Raw genomic sequence first — 15,794 nt, forward strand, 5'->3', positions numbered from 1 at the left:
AATCGCTTATATAATAATTTATATGCCAACCCGATTGTCAAACAAGGAGAATATGATCCAGATACAAGGTGATCTCGTGTACTTGGAAAATTCGAATGAAAACAAAAAACAGCTATACCGAATTTACAATGAGGTTTCAAAAGAATTGTTGGGTGTAGGCACTATTTCATTAAAGGTAGATATCGAAAATGATCTCATAACTTTTCGGGCCAAACATCGGCGAGCACACCGCTCAACCTCGTTGGAAAAAGAGGTTCCCGATCTTAAACAAAAATTGGACGTTCAATTGTCAATGATGTTTAAAACCAGGGTAAAGGAAAAGTTAGAGGGAGAACTAGGCTTAGAAGTTGCCGCGATATTAAGGGACTATGATTCACAGACACAATTAGCTTTTACAAATGCAGTTTTAAGCCGGTAAAAAATTTATATTAACTTATCTCTTTTGATTTATCTTAGGAGATAGTTCATATTAAACAGCAGGTGACACAACCCTTTGTTTACAAAGAAAAGTGCTCTTGTTAGATGAAAGATCATCTATCAAGAGCACTTTTCTTTTTTGTATAGAAGAATGGAAGTGCCTTATTGCCATAAAATAAGGAAATATTTTTAATCATGATAAGGAGGGATTTATTTTGAGAAGCTCTATTGAACGTTTTTTTCGATTGGCTGAGAATAACACAAATGTTCGCACAGAATTCATAGCGGGCATGACGATCTTTATGACCATGGTGTACGTCCTGATTGTTGTACCGGGGATTCTTGCGGAAGGCGGTATTCCAAAAGGACCGGTAACAGTTTCCGTGATTCTGATGACGGGGTTAACGAGTATTATTATGGGCCTTTACAGCAACCGCCCATTCGCCTTAGCTCCCGGATTAGGTTCAGTCGCTTTTCTAGCCGTGACATTGGTCGAGACGGAAGGCCTTCCATGGCAAACCGCGATGGGTATGGTTTTTATTTCAGGCATTCTTTTTCTTCTGCTGACTATTTTTGGCCTTAGACAACTAATCGTTAAGCTCATCCCGCCAGCCATCAAGCTGTCGATCGGAGCCGGTGTTGGCTTGTTCATTGCATTAATTGGCTTTAGAAATGCTGGACTCGTTGCTGCCAATGAGGATGCCAATTCTTTGACCCTTGGAAACTTGGGATCGCCAGAGGCACTTTTATCCATCATAGGTTTTTTCATCATGAGTATTCTAATGGCAAGGAAAACGAGGGGTCATCTTCTGATAGGCATCGTTGTGACGACCCTTATTGGCATTCCTATGGGTGTTACTCAAATTCCCGACTCAATTTTCTCGCTTCCTCAAAGCATAGGGCCTGTCTTTCTAAAGCTGAATATCACAGATGCGCTGCAACTGGCTTATTTTCCATTTATTCTGGCGTTCTTTGTACCTGACTTTTTCTCTAGTCTTGGAACCACACTGGGTGTTGCCGGAAAAGGCGGCATGCTTGATAAGAACGGTGATTTGCCCCAGATCAACAAGCCATTTCTAGTCGACGCTGGTGCGGCTACCTGGGGTTCGCTCTTTTCGGTACCGGTCATGGCAACTTATGTTGAATCATCTGCAGGAGTGGAGGCTGGCGGCCGTACGGGACTCACCGCGGTTTTTACAGGATTGTTGTTTTTGCTTACGCTGTTTATCACACCTATCATTAAGATTATTCCAGGGGAGGCCACGGCACCTGCGCTTATTCTCGTTGGTTTGATGATGATGTCGAGTGTCAAAAATATAAATTTTAATGATACAACGGAATCGCTGCCAGCCTTTATGACAATCGTCGTGACTATTTTCACCTTTAATTTTGGCAATGGCATTTCCGCAGGTATTATAACTTACGTGTTCGTCAAAGCCTTGTCGGGCCGTTACAAGGAAGTTCATCCCGGTTTATACATTTTAGTTATTCCGCTTATTTATTACTTCATGACGTTGGCAGGAAAGTAAGATATTTTACATCAAACATCATTGTTACAGGAGGTTCATATATGCATAGTCATCGCAGTCAAATTGTGGCCGCCGCCCGGGGGGACATCCCCATGGATCTTGTTGTCCGCGGTGCCAAGCTCGTTAATGTTTTTACTGCAGAAATATATACCGCTGATATTGGGATAAAAGACGGGCGTTTCGCAGCAATTGCGCAATATAAACATGGAAAACCAGATTTTGAAATTGAAGGCGGGCAAGAGGTAGAAGCTAAGGGTCGATATGCTACACCTGGTTATTTCGACTCACATGTTCACATCGAAAGCACAATGGTTACGCCAGATATGTTTGCCTCCGCAGTGCTTTGCCGCGGGACGACAACTGTGGTCATTGACCCCCACGAAATAGCTAACGTAATGGGGGCAGAGGGGGTCAAATACATGGTGGAAGCAAGCCGTGGTTTGCCTGTCAGGATTCTGACGACTGTACCTTCTTGTGTACCCGCCGTCCCCGGTTTGGAGACTGCAGGTGCCGAATTTCTTGAACAGGACATTGCGGCACTCCTCAGTCTTCCAGATGTGGTGGGCGTAGCTGAATTGATGGATTATCCCGGGGTTATTAATCAGCATCCCCGTATGGCCGGGATTGTAGAAACTGGATTGGAGCATAAGGTGCTTAATGAAGGCCATGCACCAAGGGTTTCCGGCAGGCAATTACAAGCGTACTTGGCAGCAGGCGTGACATCGGACCATGAAGGCCGCAGCTCTGAAGAAATTTTGGAAAAACTGCGTGATGGCATGACGGTCTACATCCGCGAATCAAGCGTAAGTAAGTTTGCTGATGTTGCGGCCAAAGCAGTGGAGGAAGTGCCGCATGTTATGAATATCGCGATGTGTACCGATGATGTTGAACCATACGATATGCTTAAGAATGGACAAATGAACCGTGTGATTCGCCGAACGATTGAAGAGGGCATTCCTGCACCGCTCGCGATTCGCTACGCCACAATCGGTGGTGCAATGCGTTACGGTAAGCGTGATTTGGGTGCGATTGCTCCGGGTTACATTGCCGATTTGGTCCTTGTCGACTCTTTGGAGACAATGGAAGTGAGTGAAGTGTATGTTGCTGGGAAGCAGTGGGTCGCCGGCGGGGAGCTGACAGCCGAGATAACAAGCCAAGTGCCGCCGAAGTCAGTGAATGCTGTTCGGCTTCCGGAGTTGAATGAAGATGACTTTACAATACAAGTCCCATTAGAGCAGGGAATGGCAAAATTGACAACGATCGAGGTGACGGATTCCGGTGTGACGATTCAAGACACCGTTGAAGCAGAGGTTACCAACGGGAGAGTCACATCATTACCTGCAGATCATGTGTTTGTTTCGGTAACAGGCCGGCACGGGCAAAATAAAAAGCCGTTTGTTGGCGTTTTGAAAAATTCGGGCTTAGTAAAAGGTGCGTATGGTACGACCATTGCCCATGATAGTCACAACCTCGTAGTTGTTGGAACAAATGCGTCTGACATGCTGCTGGCTGCCAAAAAATTGCAAGTCTGCGGTGGGGGACTTTGCCTGACAAGAGACGGAAAGGTGCTTGATAATGTTGCACTCCCCATAGCGGGTCTTATGGCGTCTGAACCGATTGAAATACTTGGTCCGAAAGTTGAAGCTTTCAGCCGGACAGCTTTAGAGATGGGGGTCGCGGTTGGCAGGAGGTCCCCGGCAATGGCACTCTCATCATTAGCACTTACGGTGACGCCGGAAATCAGAATCACCGATTTAGGTTTAGTAGATGTTGCGAAGCAAGAATTAATACCACTATATCAGGGTTAAGGAGATTAAAAAGAAGGGCCTAAGGGTCTTTCTTTTTTATTTTTTTGTTTTTTGGGGAAGATAATCCAGTTAAGGAAAAAACCACTTTTCATGGTATGATTAAATTCAATATAACATTATAACGTTATATTGAATTTGTTGTCTTTCTGTGCTATTCTACATGTGTAGATCAAAAGGTTTTGTAATGTAAGCGTATCTAAATATAGAAGGTGAAATAAATGAACAAGCGGTTCGTTTTGCGTAATGTAAAGCATGTGACTGAAGAAAAAGTCGATATTGTGATTGAAGACGGTAAAATTGCCGAGGTGACAAAGCCTGGAAGCGCCAATGGGCAAAAGGTGTTTGATTACTCCGGTGCGTATGTTTCCAGCGGCTGGATTGATTTGCACGTCCATGCCTTCCCTGAGTTTGATCCATATGGCGATAAAATCGATGAAATCGGAGTAAAACAAGGTGTAACCACCATTGTTGATGCCGGGAGCTGCGGGGCAGACCGCATTGCGGATTTAGTTGCAAGCAGAGAACAAAGCAAGACGAACCTGTTTGCATTTCTAAATATTTCCCGAATTGGTTTGAAGCGAGTGGACGAATTATCCAACTTGGAATGGATTGATAAAAAGAAGGCGGCGGAAGCGGCAAATAGGTATAAAGAAGTCGTCGTTGGATTAAAGGCCCGGATCAGTAAAAGTGTTGTTAGGGAAAGCGGGATTGAACCTCTGCGTATTGCGCGGGAGCTTTCTAGTGAAACATCGCTGCCTTTAATGGTTCACATTGGGTCCGCCCCGCCATCTATTGAGGACGTTATTCCCCTCTTAGAAAAAGGTGATGTCGTCACCCACTATCTTAATGGAAAATCCAATAATCTCTTTGATGAGAATGGGGAACCGCTTCAAGTGCTGCTGGACGCTATCGACCGTGGTGTCCATTTGGATGTCGGCCACGGGACGGCGAGCTTCTCATTTAAAATAGCTGAAGCAGCAAAGCGGCACCAGATTGGTTTAGACACAATCAGTACTGATATTTATCGGGGGAACCGTTTGAATGGACCGGTGTACAGTATGGCAAATGTCTTGTCAAAGTTTCTATATTTGGGCTATTCGCTTGAAGAGGTCATCGCTGCGGTCACAACACATGCTGCAAACTGGCTGAAAAAACCAGAGCTCGGCCGCATTAAAGTTGGTGATCCAGCTAATCTAACGTTGTTTGCAGTTCAAGATGGTCCGGTAACACTTACCGATTCAGAAGGGGAACAGCGTGTCGCAGAGAGAAGAATAGAAACAAAGGGAGTGGTTGTTCATGACGAGCTCATTGAATGCTAAATATGGTCTTAAGCGCGTTATAAATGCTAGTGGGCGCATGAGTATCCTTGGTGTGTCAGCACCTACAGATACAGTAATGGAAGCGATGAAACAAGGCGGGCAAAATTATGTTGAGATTGCTGATCTAGTTGATAAAGCTGGTGATCATATTGCGGGTATTCTTGGCTCAGAGGCGGCCGTTGTCGTTAATTCGGCATCAAGCGGGATCGCTTTGTCAATTGCGGCACTCGTAACGCAAGGAAATCGCCGCAAGAGTGAACGTCTTCACCAAGAAGATATTGCAAAAAATGAAGTCATCATGCTAAAAGGCCACAATGTCCAATACGGAGCTCCTGTAGAAACGATGATTTACTTAGGCGGCGGCAAGCTTGTCGAAGTCGGCTATGCTAACGAAGGTAAATCTGAACATATTGAAGAGGCTATATCCGAAAATACAGCGGCCATCCTATACGTAAAGTCACACCATGCCGTGCAAAAGAACATGATTTCCGTTGAGGAAGCATGGGAAGTAGCAAAACGAAATGGTGTTCCGCTTATCGTCGATGCTGCAGCAGAAGAAGATATTCAAAAGTATGTCAATGTCTCGGATCTTGCGATTTACAGCGGATCTAAAGCGATTGAAGGGCCAACATCAGGCATTGTTGGCGGCAAGCGGAAATTTATTAAATGGATCAAAGTCCAATTGCATTGTATCGGACGCAGTATGAAAGTCGGCAAAGAGACAACCTTTGGACTGCTTCAGGCGCTTGATGAATATGGTGTCAAAGCTGATAAAAGCAAGCAAGAAAAGGAAAGCTTGCAAGTGTTGATGCCTTTAAGTGAACGCGATGGTGTCAAAGTGACGATTGTGCAAGATGAGGCAGGCCGGGCGATATTCCGTGCCCGCATTCAAATTGATCCTGAGCAAACAAATACATCCGCAAAGCAAGTTGCCGAAGAACTGCGGGAAGGCGATATTGCGATTTATACGCGGGATTATGGAATCAGACAAGGCTTTTTTGATATTGACCCGCGTCCGCTCCAGGGCGATGATATCCATGTCATCAAATCCAGACTACAAGAACTAATAGGTGGGAAATAACATGACCAATATAGCTAAGCGATTTTACAGAGACCGTGCGGCATTAAATGTCTTAGCGGGCGGTATAGAAAATGCCAAAGAAATATTTGAAGCGTCCGAGGGACATGTGCTAATCGGTGTTCTATCAAAAGATTATGCAACAGTTGAAGAAGCTGTGGCAGCAATGAAAGATTACGGAAAAGAAATTGATGAAGCTGTATCAATCGGATTGGGTGCTGGTGATAACCGCCAAGCTGCTGTTGTGGCTGATATTGCAAAATACTATCCAGGAAGCCATATCAATCAAGTCTTTCCTTCTGTAGGGGCCACGCGCGCCAATCTTGGCGGAAAAGACAGCTGGATTAACAGTTTGGTTTCGCCAACAGGGCAAGCCGGCTATGTCAACATATCTACTGGTCCGATCAGCGCAGCACAGGAAGAACAGGCGATTGTACCGATTAAAACCGCGATAGCCCTTGTGCGCGACATGGGTGGCAATGCCTTGAAATACTTCCCAATGAAAGGATTAAGCCGTGAAGACGAATTCCGTGCAGTCGCGCAAGCTTGCGGTGAAGAAGGCTTTGCGTTAGAGCCAACAGGTGGAATTGACAAAGAGAACTTTGAAGAAATCTTGCGTATTGCCCTAGAAGCGAACGTGCCGAAAGTTATCCCTCATGTCTATTCATCAATTATCAACAAAGAAACAGGGGAAACAAATATTGAGGATGTCCGCGAATTAACTGCTCTGATGAAGAAATTAGTTGATAACCATGAGTAAACGGATCGCTGCTTTTGGAGAAGTCATGATGAGGCTGCAAGTGCCAGGGTATGAGTCCTTGGCACAAAGCAGTACATTAAGGTATTCTTTCTCTGGTACAGGAGTGAATGTCACCTCAGCATTAGCGCAATTAGGGCATAAAGGCTACCTTGTATCTACTTTGCCAACGAATGCTATTGGTGATGCTGCCATGTCATATATTCAGAAGCTAGGCATTATACCTTCATTCATTACTCGGAGCGGGGACAGCCTTGGCATGTACTTTTTGGAAAATGGTTTTGGCGTACGTCCGAGCCGAGTGACATATTGCAATCGTCAGGCAAGCAGCTTCAATACTGCACATGCGGAAGCATATAACTTTGAGGACATAGCTAGAGACATTGATATCGCCCATTTTTGCGGGATCACTCTTGCCATGAATGACAATGTTCGGAGCCAGATGAAGGCATTTGCGCATGCTGTTAAAAGAAACGGAGGCCAAGTCGTCTTTGATTGCAATTATCGCCCATCACTTTGGGGTGAAGACGGCTATACCAAGGCAAAACCGCATTATGAGGAAATGCTGGATTTAGCCGATATCGTCATGATGAATGAAAAGGATGCCCGATTTATCCTTGGCATGGAAACAACGAAAGAAGATCGTAAAGAACAGCTTATGGAGCTGATACCATTAGTTGCGGAAAAATATAATATCTCCGTAATAGCTGGTACACACCGTTCAATAGGCGGCAACAATACTCATTCATTGGTTGGCTTTCTTTTTAAGGATCGGTCATTTTCATTTTCAGAAAAGATGACCTTTTCTGTCTTTGATAGAATAGGTGCAGGTGATGCCTATACAAGTGGTATAATATATGGGGAAACGAAAGGGTTTTCGCCAAATAAGACAGTTGCGTTTGCAGTAGCAGCAGGAATGCTGGCACATACCGTTTCAGGTGATACGCCAACATCCTCAGAAAACGACATCTTATTGGCGATGACAAATGAAGCAGGCGATGTAGAAAGGTAGTGTGGTTTAATGAACATTACCCGTAAAAAGGGACCGCTGTACTTGCAAATAAAGAACATCTTGAAGGACAGAATACTGCACGGAGCCTATACGATTGGAACGAACATACCTCCGGAACCTCAATTGGAAGAAGAGTTTGGCGTCAGTAAGGTGACAGTCCGCAATGCTATCAAGGAACTTGTTCAGGAAGGCTACCTTGAAAAGAGGAGCGGGAAGGGAACGAAAGTCATTCGGAATACATCGGCGTCAAAACTTTCTAAAGGAAAGCGTTTTACAGAAGTTCTTGTTGAAGAAGGCCATAAAATTCAAAAACAATTAATAAAGTTAGAGGTTATCTATAACCAAGTGGGTTCAAAGCTTTATCAATTATTTGGGGAGCATTGTCTTCGAGTGGAACGACTCTATCGTCTTGATGAGATGCCTTATATCCATTACACGCACTATTTAACTGAAAGAATGGAGGGGGCGGACCACGCCGATTTTAATTGCGGATCCTTATACGAATTAATTGAAGAGCAAAATATTTCTTTGGAGAAGTTTCGCGATCAGTTCGCTGTAGCTGCCGCACCTTCCTATGCGGCGGACAGATTAGGTGTAAAAAGGGAAACCCCTTTACTCAAGCGATCACGCTATTCCTATGATGAACGGGGTGATTTGGTCGAGTACAGTGAAGGGTACTACAACACCGAATTGCAAGATTATATCGTTAATTATGATGTGTAAGTAAAAAGGTTATCTCATTACATTCTGCCGCGGTTCCTTTGAAAGCGTTTACTACAAAATGGGAAAAGGGGAAATTGCATATGGACATATATCTATTAATCATCACATTGCTTGCGATTGTTATCGTTATTTTAGGGGTTTCATGGTGGCACTGGCATGCATTTATTAGCTTAACCGTTGCCAGTTTGTTCTTAGCAATTATGTCTGGCTTATCTATGGATAAAATTGCTGGAGCCTTTGAAACAGGGGTTGGCAGTGTTTTAGGCCATTTAGTCGGTATTTTGGCGCTTGGGACGATCCTGGGGAAACTGATGTCAGAATCCGGTGCAGGTATGCAAGTAGCAGATTTTTTTGTGCGAAAATTTGGCGTTAAAAGATTGCCATGGGCGATGTTACTTTCTGGTTTTATTATTGGCATACCGGTTTTTTTCGAAGTAGGTATTGTAATCTTAATGCCTTTGGTTATTTCAATTTATAAGACAACCAAACAAAATATATTATTAATCGCGCTGCCAGTCATTGCGGGGTTATCCATTGTACACGGTATTGTGCCGCCGCATCCTGGGGCGTTGACTGCCATAAGCATTTATCATGCTAATCTCGGCAAGGTTCTGCTTTATTCACTTATTATTGCCCTGCCAACAGCAATCATTGCGGGTCCAATATTTGCCAAATGGGTAAACAAACGTGTTATTCCTGAAGGTGAGCCGGAGTTAATTCGGCCAAATACATCAACCCAAAGTTTACCTAAAACAGGGGTATCATTTTTGGTCATCTTATTACCGATTATTTTAATCTTGTTATCGGTTTTTGCGCCATATGCACCGCTGCCAGGCGGGTTGACTAAATTCTTTGTATTCATCGGCAGTCCTCTTGTTGCGCTTCTCATCTCTTGTTTTGCAGCATTCTACTTTCTCGGCTTTCGCCAGGGGATGGATAAAAAGCTCATTAAGAAGTTAACAGATGACTGTTTGCTGCCGGTAGGTTCAATCATTTTAATCATCGGCGCTGGGGGCGGTTTCAAACAAATTCTCATTGACAGCGGCGTCGGTGACGCCATAGCCCAAATGTCCGAACATTTATCCCTGTCCCCAATTGTTCTGGCATTTGTGGTAGCTGGATTAATTCGGGTGGCGACGGGATCAGCGACAGTCGCACTGACAACCGCGGCGGGTATTGTGTCGCCGGTTGTTGCCCATATGACAGGTGTGAACTTGGAATTGCTTGTTATTGCAACAGGGGCAGGCTCTCTTATGCTATCACACGTCAATGACGCTGGTTTCTGGTTAGTAAAAGAATACATGGGATTAACTGTTAAAGAAACATTTAAAACGTGGACAGTATTGGAGACATTGCTTTCCTTTATCGCCTTTGGTCTTGTTTTAGTAGTCGATATATTTATATAAAATAAACTTAGGAGTACGGTGAATAGCGCACCGTACTCCTTTTTGATATCTGACAGCAAATTTCAGCAATCCGGTGTGTTATTGTACCCCAAATTGAGCACATTATAGTTAATTGGACATAACAGGAAAGGTGAATTGGATTTGAATAAATACATATTTTCGGAAAATGGAAAGCTCCAAACGGTTTTGCGGGGGCGTGATGTTTTGGCAAATCCCGTTTTAAATAAGGGGGTGGCTTTTAATAAAACAGAAAGGGAAGAGCTTGGTTTAAAGGGGCTGCTTCCACCAGCTGTTTTAACAATCGAGCAGCAAGTGAAACGTGCTTACAAGCAGTTCTGTTCACAACAGGATGATTTGGGAAAAAATGTTTACTTAACATCTTTGCAGGATAGGAATGAGGTGTTATTTTACCGGGTGTTATCTGAACATTTAGAGGAAATGCTGCCGATTATCTATACCCCAGTAGTTGGGACAGCTATCCAAAAGTATAGCCACGGCTATCGCCGTCCGCATGGTGTCTATTTATCAATCGATGAACCTGATGGTATTGAAGACGCCTTTCAAAATTTTGGCGCTAAAGGAGAGAATATTGATCTCATTGTTGCCACAGATGGTGAAGCGATATTAGGAATCGGTGACTGGGGTGTAGGAGGCATTAACATTTCGATTGGAAAACTCTCGGTCTATACTGCTGCGGGAATTAATCCAAGGCGAGTCATTCCAGTCATACTGGATGTTGGAACGAATCAAGAAAGACTTTTGAATGACCCGCTTTATATAGGAAATAAACATTCTCGTGTTCGTGGAAAACGTTATGATGAATTTATTGACCGCTATGTTCAGACTGTGACAAAGCTGTATCCCAAAACCTTGTTGCATTGGGAGGACTTTGCCACAGGAAATGCACGTCAGATTTTAAATACATATCGCAAAAAGATTTGTACGTTCAATGATGATATACAAGGGACGGGGGCAGTTTCACTTGCAGCGGTATTAGCTGTTGTTAAAGCTTCAAAAGTGCCGCTTCGAGAGCACCGTGTTATTGTTTTTGGCGCAGGCACAGCGGGAGTAGGCATCGCTGAACAAGTACGTGATGCTATGGTTCGTGACGGCCTCCTAAAAGATGAGGCAAATCGCAAGTTTTGGTGTGTCGACCGGCAGGGATTGCTTCTCGATAATATGGAAGGGCTCCGCGATTTTCAAAAGGAATTTGCCAGGCCTGCAGCAGAAGTTAACAATTGGAAACGTTATGGAGATGGGATCGCTCTAGATCAGGTTGTTCGGCAAATCCACCCTACAATATTAATTGGCACATCAACGGTAGGCGGTGCTTTTACAGAAGATATCGTTAAAGAAATGGCCGAGCATGTTGAAAGACCGGCTATTCTGCCCCTGTCTAATCCCACCCGCTTATCGGAGGCGAACCCTGAAGATTTAATCAGATGGACCGATGGCAAAGCACTTATTGCTACAGGGAGTCCGTTTGGGCCTGTCACATACAACAACACAACATATGTCATTGGGCAATCCAATAATGCTCTCATTTTCCCTGGCTTAGGACTTGGAACAATCGTGTCGCAAGCCAGACTTATGACAGACAGCATGTTTGCCGCAGCATCGGAAGCTGTGGCAAGTATGGTCAATATCACTGAATCAGGGGCATCGGTTTTACCGAAAGTTGAAGATCTCAGGGTTGTATCCGCTGCTGTCGCTGTAAGGGTCGTCGAAGCGGCCATTGACGAAGGTGTTGCGGAGAGAGAACCCAAAGATATTATTCAAGCCGTACAAGACGCGATGTGGCACCCCGTCTATCCCCAAATAGAAGCGGTGACCAAAGCCAAAAGGTAGGCTTATTGTGAGAATATCACAGGTACCCAAAAAGGAGAGAAAAAGATGCGAAATACGATTTCTAATTCAATTATCAAAGCATTGCTGAACGCCGGCATTACGAGGATTTATGGGATTGTAGGAGACTCTCTGAACGCTGTCCTTGATGCTGTCCGGCGCTCAGAAAAAATAGAGTGGATTCATGTTCGTCATGAAGAGGTTGCCGCGTTTGCCGCAGGTGCGGATGCTGAGGTAAGCGGGAGTATCGCAGTATGTGCAGGAAGCAGCGGCCCCGGCAATCTTCACCTTATAAATGGATTATACGATTGCCAGCGCAGCCGTATACCAGTGCTTGCGATCGCGGCGCAAATTCCAAGCGATGAGATTGGCAGCGGTTATTTTCAAGAAACAGATCCTGAGAAGCTTTTTCAGGACTGCAGTCATTACTGTGAGGTTGTAACGAGCTCTCACCAAATGCCGCGTGCTGTCACGATGGCTATGCAAAAAGCCGTTTCTGAAAATGGCGTCTCGGTACTCGTTCTGCCCGGCGATGTTGCCGCGCTGACAGATGAACATAGTGTTCCAGAACAGGTCATGCATGTCACAAGGCCGGTGGTTCGTCCATCTGATGCGGAGCTTAAGCGGTTAGCTGAATATTTGAACAAGGGCAAGCGAATTTCCTTATTGTGCGGTGCCGGCTGCGCCGGGGCGCATGAACCGCTTATGCAGCTTTGTGAAAAGCTGCAGGCGCCCATGGTTGTAGCGCTGCGGGGCAAGGAGTATTTAGAATATGATAATCCTTATTTTGCGGGTCTGAATGGACTTATTGGCTATTCCTCAGGTTATCATGCCATGATGGACTGTGATGTTCTATTAATGCTTGGCACAGACTTTCCGTACAGACAGTTTTATCCAGACGAGGCTGTTGTTCTGCAGGTGGACATTGAGCCGCAGCATCTTGGCCGCCGCACTGCACTTACTTATGGGGTATGCGGTGATATTAAGGATACGATCGAAACGCTATTGCCACTATTAATTGAGGGACATGATTCAGGCCATTTGAAGAAAGCGAAGAAAAACTATCAGCATGTCAGAAAAGAGCTTGATGATCTTGCCATAGGCAAACCAGGACGGAAACCAATCCATCCGCAATATCTGACAAAGGTCGTCAGCGACTTAGCCGCCGAGAACGCTATTTTCACATGTGATGTTGGTACGCCGACACTTTGGGCGGCGCGATATTTACAAATGAATGGCATGCGGCGGCTTCTGGGATCTTTTAATCATGGGACGATGGCCAACGCCATGCCGCAAGCAATTGGCGCTCAAGTCGCAAGGCCGAATGGCCAAGTCCTCGCACTGTCAGGGGATGGTGGCTTAACAATGTTAATGGGTGATTTATTGACTCTGAGGCAGCATCAATTGCCAGTTAAGGTCGTGGTGTTCAATAACAGTTCGCTAAGCTTTGTGGAATTGGAGATGAAAGCCGCCGGTTCTTTGGAAATTGGAACGGACCTCGATAATCCCAATTTCGCAACAGTCGCAGAAGCGATAGGCATCAAAGGCATTCGTGTCGAAGATCCCGCTGACCTCGAGAGCGCGGTGCGTGATTCATTCCAACATGATGGACCGGTTTTACTTGATGTTGTTGTCAACCGCCAAGAGCTGTCCTTGCCTCCAAAAATTACACTTGAGCAAGCAAACGGATTTAGCTTATGGATGCTAAAAGCCGTTCTGAACGGTCAAGGGAACGAATTGCTTAACCTTGCCAAAACCAACTTATTTCGATAAATGGTCTGTTGTTTTATAAAGGAATATGTCAGTTGATAAGATCAATCGACATATTTCCCGGGAAATTTGCAAATAAAAAGAGGAGTGCAGTAACTATTTGGTTACTGCACTCCCTTTTTATTGTGAATGTTATTTCTTTTTATCCCTTACAACCTCAACATCGCTTTTCTTAACGAAAGCTGCGCGGTGGTTGAATGAAATTTGGTAATATTCTTCATTTCCTTCTACAACCTTATTGGTTTCAGGGGCATTATAAATTTTGGCATAGTAGTAGTCAGGTTGGATTGGCCCGGTTGCTGCATAGCGCTGTCCCGCTGGTATTGTATATTGTAATGGAGTAACGTTCACGGCAGGGACTCCTGTTCCTTCGTAAGCAGCGGCCTCAGGATAGGCAGAACCATAGACGGGAATTGAATCTTTGCCATCTTTGGGTTGAATAATTAATCCTTTTGAAGGCACAGCATTCTTACCGTGTGGATTATAGAACCATGCTTTTTGTCCAGCAAAATAAATCGCTGTCCATTTACCTTTCGAATCTGCTTTGTAAAAACTCTGACCGGTCATCGCTTTGTCGCCCCAGTCAGTAATATTTGTCGTACCAGGAGCGCCGTCCGAATGCAAAGCTTGATCGCTGAGCAGCGGAGCATCAAAGTCCGGTGCGGTCCGCAAGTACACAAAGTTAGCAGATTGCGGGTCTAATTCTTTGCCCCCGTACGTCAAGACAGGTTTGTTCGTGTGGAAATTCGGCTTTATTGTGACAATGTGACCTTTGTTCTTGCCATGCTGTGGATGAATAGGCGAGCCAAGAACATCGTAGAAGTGGGCCCAATCCCAATATGCCGCGGGATCCCAATGCATGCGGGACTGATTTGATGGACTTAAGCCGGGTACATTCTCATGACCCAATATATGAGCGCTGTCCATTGGAATATCAAATCGTTTCGCAAGGTATTTTACAAGCTTTGCAGAGGCATGATACATTTGCTCGCTGTACCATGAAGCGCCATCAACAGCAACCCCGCCATGTTCAATCCCGATCGAGTGGCTATTAAAATACCAGTTTCCTGCCTGCCACGCCACATCTCTCGGCCGTACCATCTCCGCAGTATGGCCGTCTGTGGAACGAATAACGTAATGGGCGCTGACGTAAGATTGGCCAAGGAATGTATTGACGCCGTCTTGATAGCTGCCTTCAATATCATGAATGATAATGTAATTGATATCCAGTCCGTCCTTTGGGCGGTTTGCGAGGTCATAGTTGCCATAGTTATAACTGCTGCTGGAAAACTGCTTGTAGGCGGCCGGAATATATTCACATTCAAGACCGTTAGGACAATCGACACCGGCCTTTTTCGCATTTCTTAAGGGAATGTCTTTTGCGGTCTCCTTATTAGCTGTGACATTTTTTGCTTTAAGAACAACATGCTGGCCATTTGGTGTTGTCCTTTCCGCTCCCTTTTTAATTGTCTTATAGACTTGATCGGCAAAATCTTTGGCAACACTTGCGACATCTGACCCGCTGTATTTCACAACAGCCCCGTACCAGTCCGCTGCATGTGGTGAAAGGGAATCAGCGGTTTCACGTGCGTATTTGGCCAAGAGCGCTGCACCGCCCCGAATATTCTGAGCGGGATCAGTTTTAACCGTGTCAGATGAAATGCCTATGAGCTTTGCTGCCGTGTCAAGAGTGTGCATCTTAGGATCATCCGTTACAGTCCGTGTTATCCTCTCACCTTTTGCACTGATTGCCGGCACCTTAGTAACTTGAGTCAAATGCATGACACCATATCCGCCCGATGTGCTCGGTTCGCCGTTGTGGCCGTCCCAACGTGTTTCATTGTAGGCAACAGACATCAACAATTCCAGAGGCACGCCGAATTCCTTAGCTGCTTTTTCAAAGCCTTTTTGCAGAGCATCCGAAGGCTTTCCGTGGCTAGTTGGGGTTTGCTGCTGTGCATACGCGAGATTAACCGGCATCACCATGAAAAGAACCACAACAATTGTTAATAGCCAAGGCCCCAAACGATTACGCTTACCAGTCACCATGCTTTCTTCCTCCTCTTATCAGAATTTTCTAGAACAGTAAATCACCTAACGTTTCACCCTCGCTCTGCAAATGTCCTTTAT

At 45.0% G+C, this 15,794-nt stretch carries 12 protein-coding genes; 11 read left to right on the forward strand and 1 reads right to left on the reverse strand.

The features are described 5' to 3' along the window. Nucleotides 1-52 precede the first annotated feature (52 nt). The 11 genes from EV207_RS06995 (at nt 53) to poxB (ending at nt 13,667) form a co-directional block, all read left to right on the forward strand. Nucleotides 53-418, forward strand: a complete 366-nt coding sequence (locus EV207_RS06995) for a Na-translocating system protein MpsC family protein (RefSeq protein ID WP_132745064.1) — start codon at nt 53-55, stop codon at nt 416-418. Between the two features lie 214 nt (nt 419-632). After that, entirely contained in the window at nt 633-1,946 is a 1,314-nt protein-coding gene (locus EV207_RS07000) for an NCS2 family permease (RefSeq protein ID WP_165886853.1), read from the forward strand. 41 nt (nt 1,947-1,987) lie between these two features. Beyond that, nucleotides 1,988-3,754 carry an adenine deaminase gene (ade, locus tag EV207_RS07005; protein ID WP_132745066.1) on the forward strand — a complete coding sequence of 589 codons (1,767 nt, stop codon included), beginning with the start codon at nt 1,988-1,990 and terminating at the stop codon, nt 3,752-3,754. A gap of 218 nt (nt 3,755-3,972) precedes the next feature. Further along, nucleotides 3,973-5,073: an amidohydrolase/deacetylase family metallohydrolase gene (locus EV207_RS07010; RefSeq protein WP_132745068.1), complete on the forward strand. Its 1,101-nt coding sequence runs from the start codon at nt 3,973-3,975 to the stop codon at nt 5,071-5,073. After that, nucleotides 5,051-6,154: a DgaE family pyridoxal phosphate-dependent ammonia lyase gene (locus EV207_RS07015; protein WP_132745070.1), complete on the forward strand. Its 1,104-nt coding sequence runs from the start codon at nt 5,051-5,053 to the stop codon at nt 6,152-6,154. Before EV207_RS07010 ends, EV207_RS07015 begins: the two co-directional genes overlap by 23 nt. 1 nt (nt 6,155) lies before the next feature. Then, on the forward strand, nt 6,156-6,911 hold the full coding sequence (gene dagF / locus EV207_RS07020) for a 2-dehydro-3-deoxy-phosphogluconate aldolase (protein WP_132745072.1): 756 nt from the start codon (nt 6,156-6,158) through the stop codon (nt 6,909-6,911). Further along, on the forward strand, nt 6,904-7,920 hold the full coding sequence (locus EV207_RS07025) for a sugar kinase (RefSeq protein ID WP_132745074.1): 1,017 nt from the start codon (nt 6,904-6,906) through the stop codon (nt 7,918-7,920). The genes dagF and EV207_RS07025 overlap by 8 nt, the downstream gene beginning before the upstream one ends. Nucleotides 7,921-7,929: 9 nt before the next feature. After that, entirely contained in the window at nt 7,930-8,643 is a 714-nt protein-coding gene (locus tag EV207_RS07030; protein ID WP_132745076.1) for a GntR family transcriptional regulator, read from the forward strand. Nucleotides 8,644-8,723: 80 nt separating this feature from the next. Continuing rightward, on the forward strand, nt 8,724-10,049 hold the full coding sequence (locus EV207_RS07035; protein ID WP_132745078.1) for a GntP family permease: 1,326 nt from the start codon (nt 8,724-8,726) through the stop codon (nt 10,047-10,049). A 141-nt stretch (nt 10,050-10,190) separates the two neighbouring features. Next, nucleotides 10,191-11,897 carry an NAD-dependent malic enzyme gene (locus EV207_RS07040; RefSeq protein WP_132745079.1) on the forward strand — a complete coding sequence of 569 codons (1,707 nt, stop codon included), beginning with the start codon at nt 10,191-10,193 and terminating at the stop codon, nt 11,895-11,897. A gap of 45 nt (nt 11,898-11,942) precedes the next feature. Beyond that, nucleotides 11,943-13,667: a ubiquinone-dependent pyruvate dehydrogenase gene (poxB, locus tag EV207_RS07045; RefSeq protein WP_132745081.1), complete on the forward strand. Its 1,725-nt coding sequence runs from the start codon at nt 11,943-11,945 to the stop codon at nt 13,665-13,667. 129 nt (nt 13,668-13,796) lie between these two features. Here the strand turns inward: poxB and EV207_RS07050 are convergent, their stop codons facing one another. Continuing rightward, nucleotides 13,797-15,713: an N-acetylmuramoyl-L-alanine amidase gene (locus EV207_RS07050; RefSeq protein WP_132745083.1), complete on the reverse strand. Its 1,917-nt coding sequence runs from the start codon at nt 15,711-15,713 to the stop codon at nt 13,797-13,799. Nucleotides 15,714-15,794: the final 81 nt, after the last annotated feature.

The organism is Scopulibacillus darangshiensis (genome assembly GCF_004341035.1).
GTDB lineage: Bacteria > Bacillota > Bacilli > Bacillales > Sporolactobacillaceae > Scopulibacillus > Scopulibacillus darangshiensis.

Coding starts and splice junctions, on each gene's coding strand:
- EV207_RS06995 (WP_132745064.1), top strand. CDS start 53: ATGATCCAGATACAAGGTGATCTCGTGTACTTGGAAAATTCGAATGAA.
- ade (WP_132745066.1), top strand. CDS start 1,988: ATGCATAGTCATCGCAGTCAAATTGTGGCCGCCGCCCGGGGGGACATC.
- EV207_RS07010 (WP_132745068.1), top strand. CDS start 3,973: ATGAACAAGCGGTTCGTTTTGCGTAATGTAAAGCATGTGACTGAAGAA.
- EV207_RS07015 (WP_132745070.1), top strand. CDS start 5,051: ATGACGAGCTCATTGAATGCTAAATATGGTCTTAAGCGCGTTATAAAT.
- dagF (WP_132745072.1), top strand. CDS start 6,156: ATGACCAATATAGCTAAGCGATTTTACAGAGACCGTGCGGCATTAAAT.
- EV207_RS07025 (WP_132745074.1), top strand. CDS start 6,904: ATGAGTAAACGGATCGCTGCTTTTGGAGAAGTCATGATGAGGCTGCAA.
- EV207_RS07030 (WP_132745076.1), top strand. CDS start 7,930: ATGAACATTACCCGTAAAAAGGGACCGCTGTACTTGCAAATAAAGAAC.
- EV207_RS07035 (WP_132745078.1), top strand. CDS start 8,724: ATGGACATATATCTATTAATCATCACATTGCTTGCGATTGTTATCGTT.
- poxB (WP_132745081.1), top strand. CDS start 11,943: ATGCGAAATACGATTTCTAATTCAATTATCAAAGCATTGCTGAACGCC.
- EV207_RS07050 (WP_132745083.1), bottom strand. CDS start 15,713: ATGGTGACTGGTAAGCGTAATCGTTTGGGGCCTTGGCTATTAACAATT.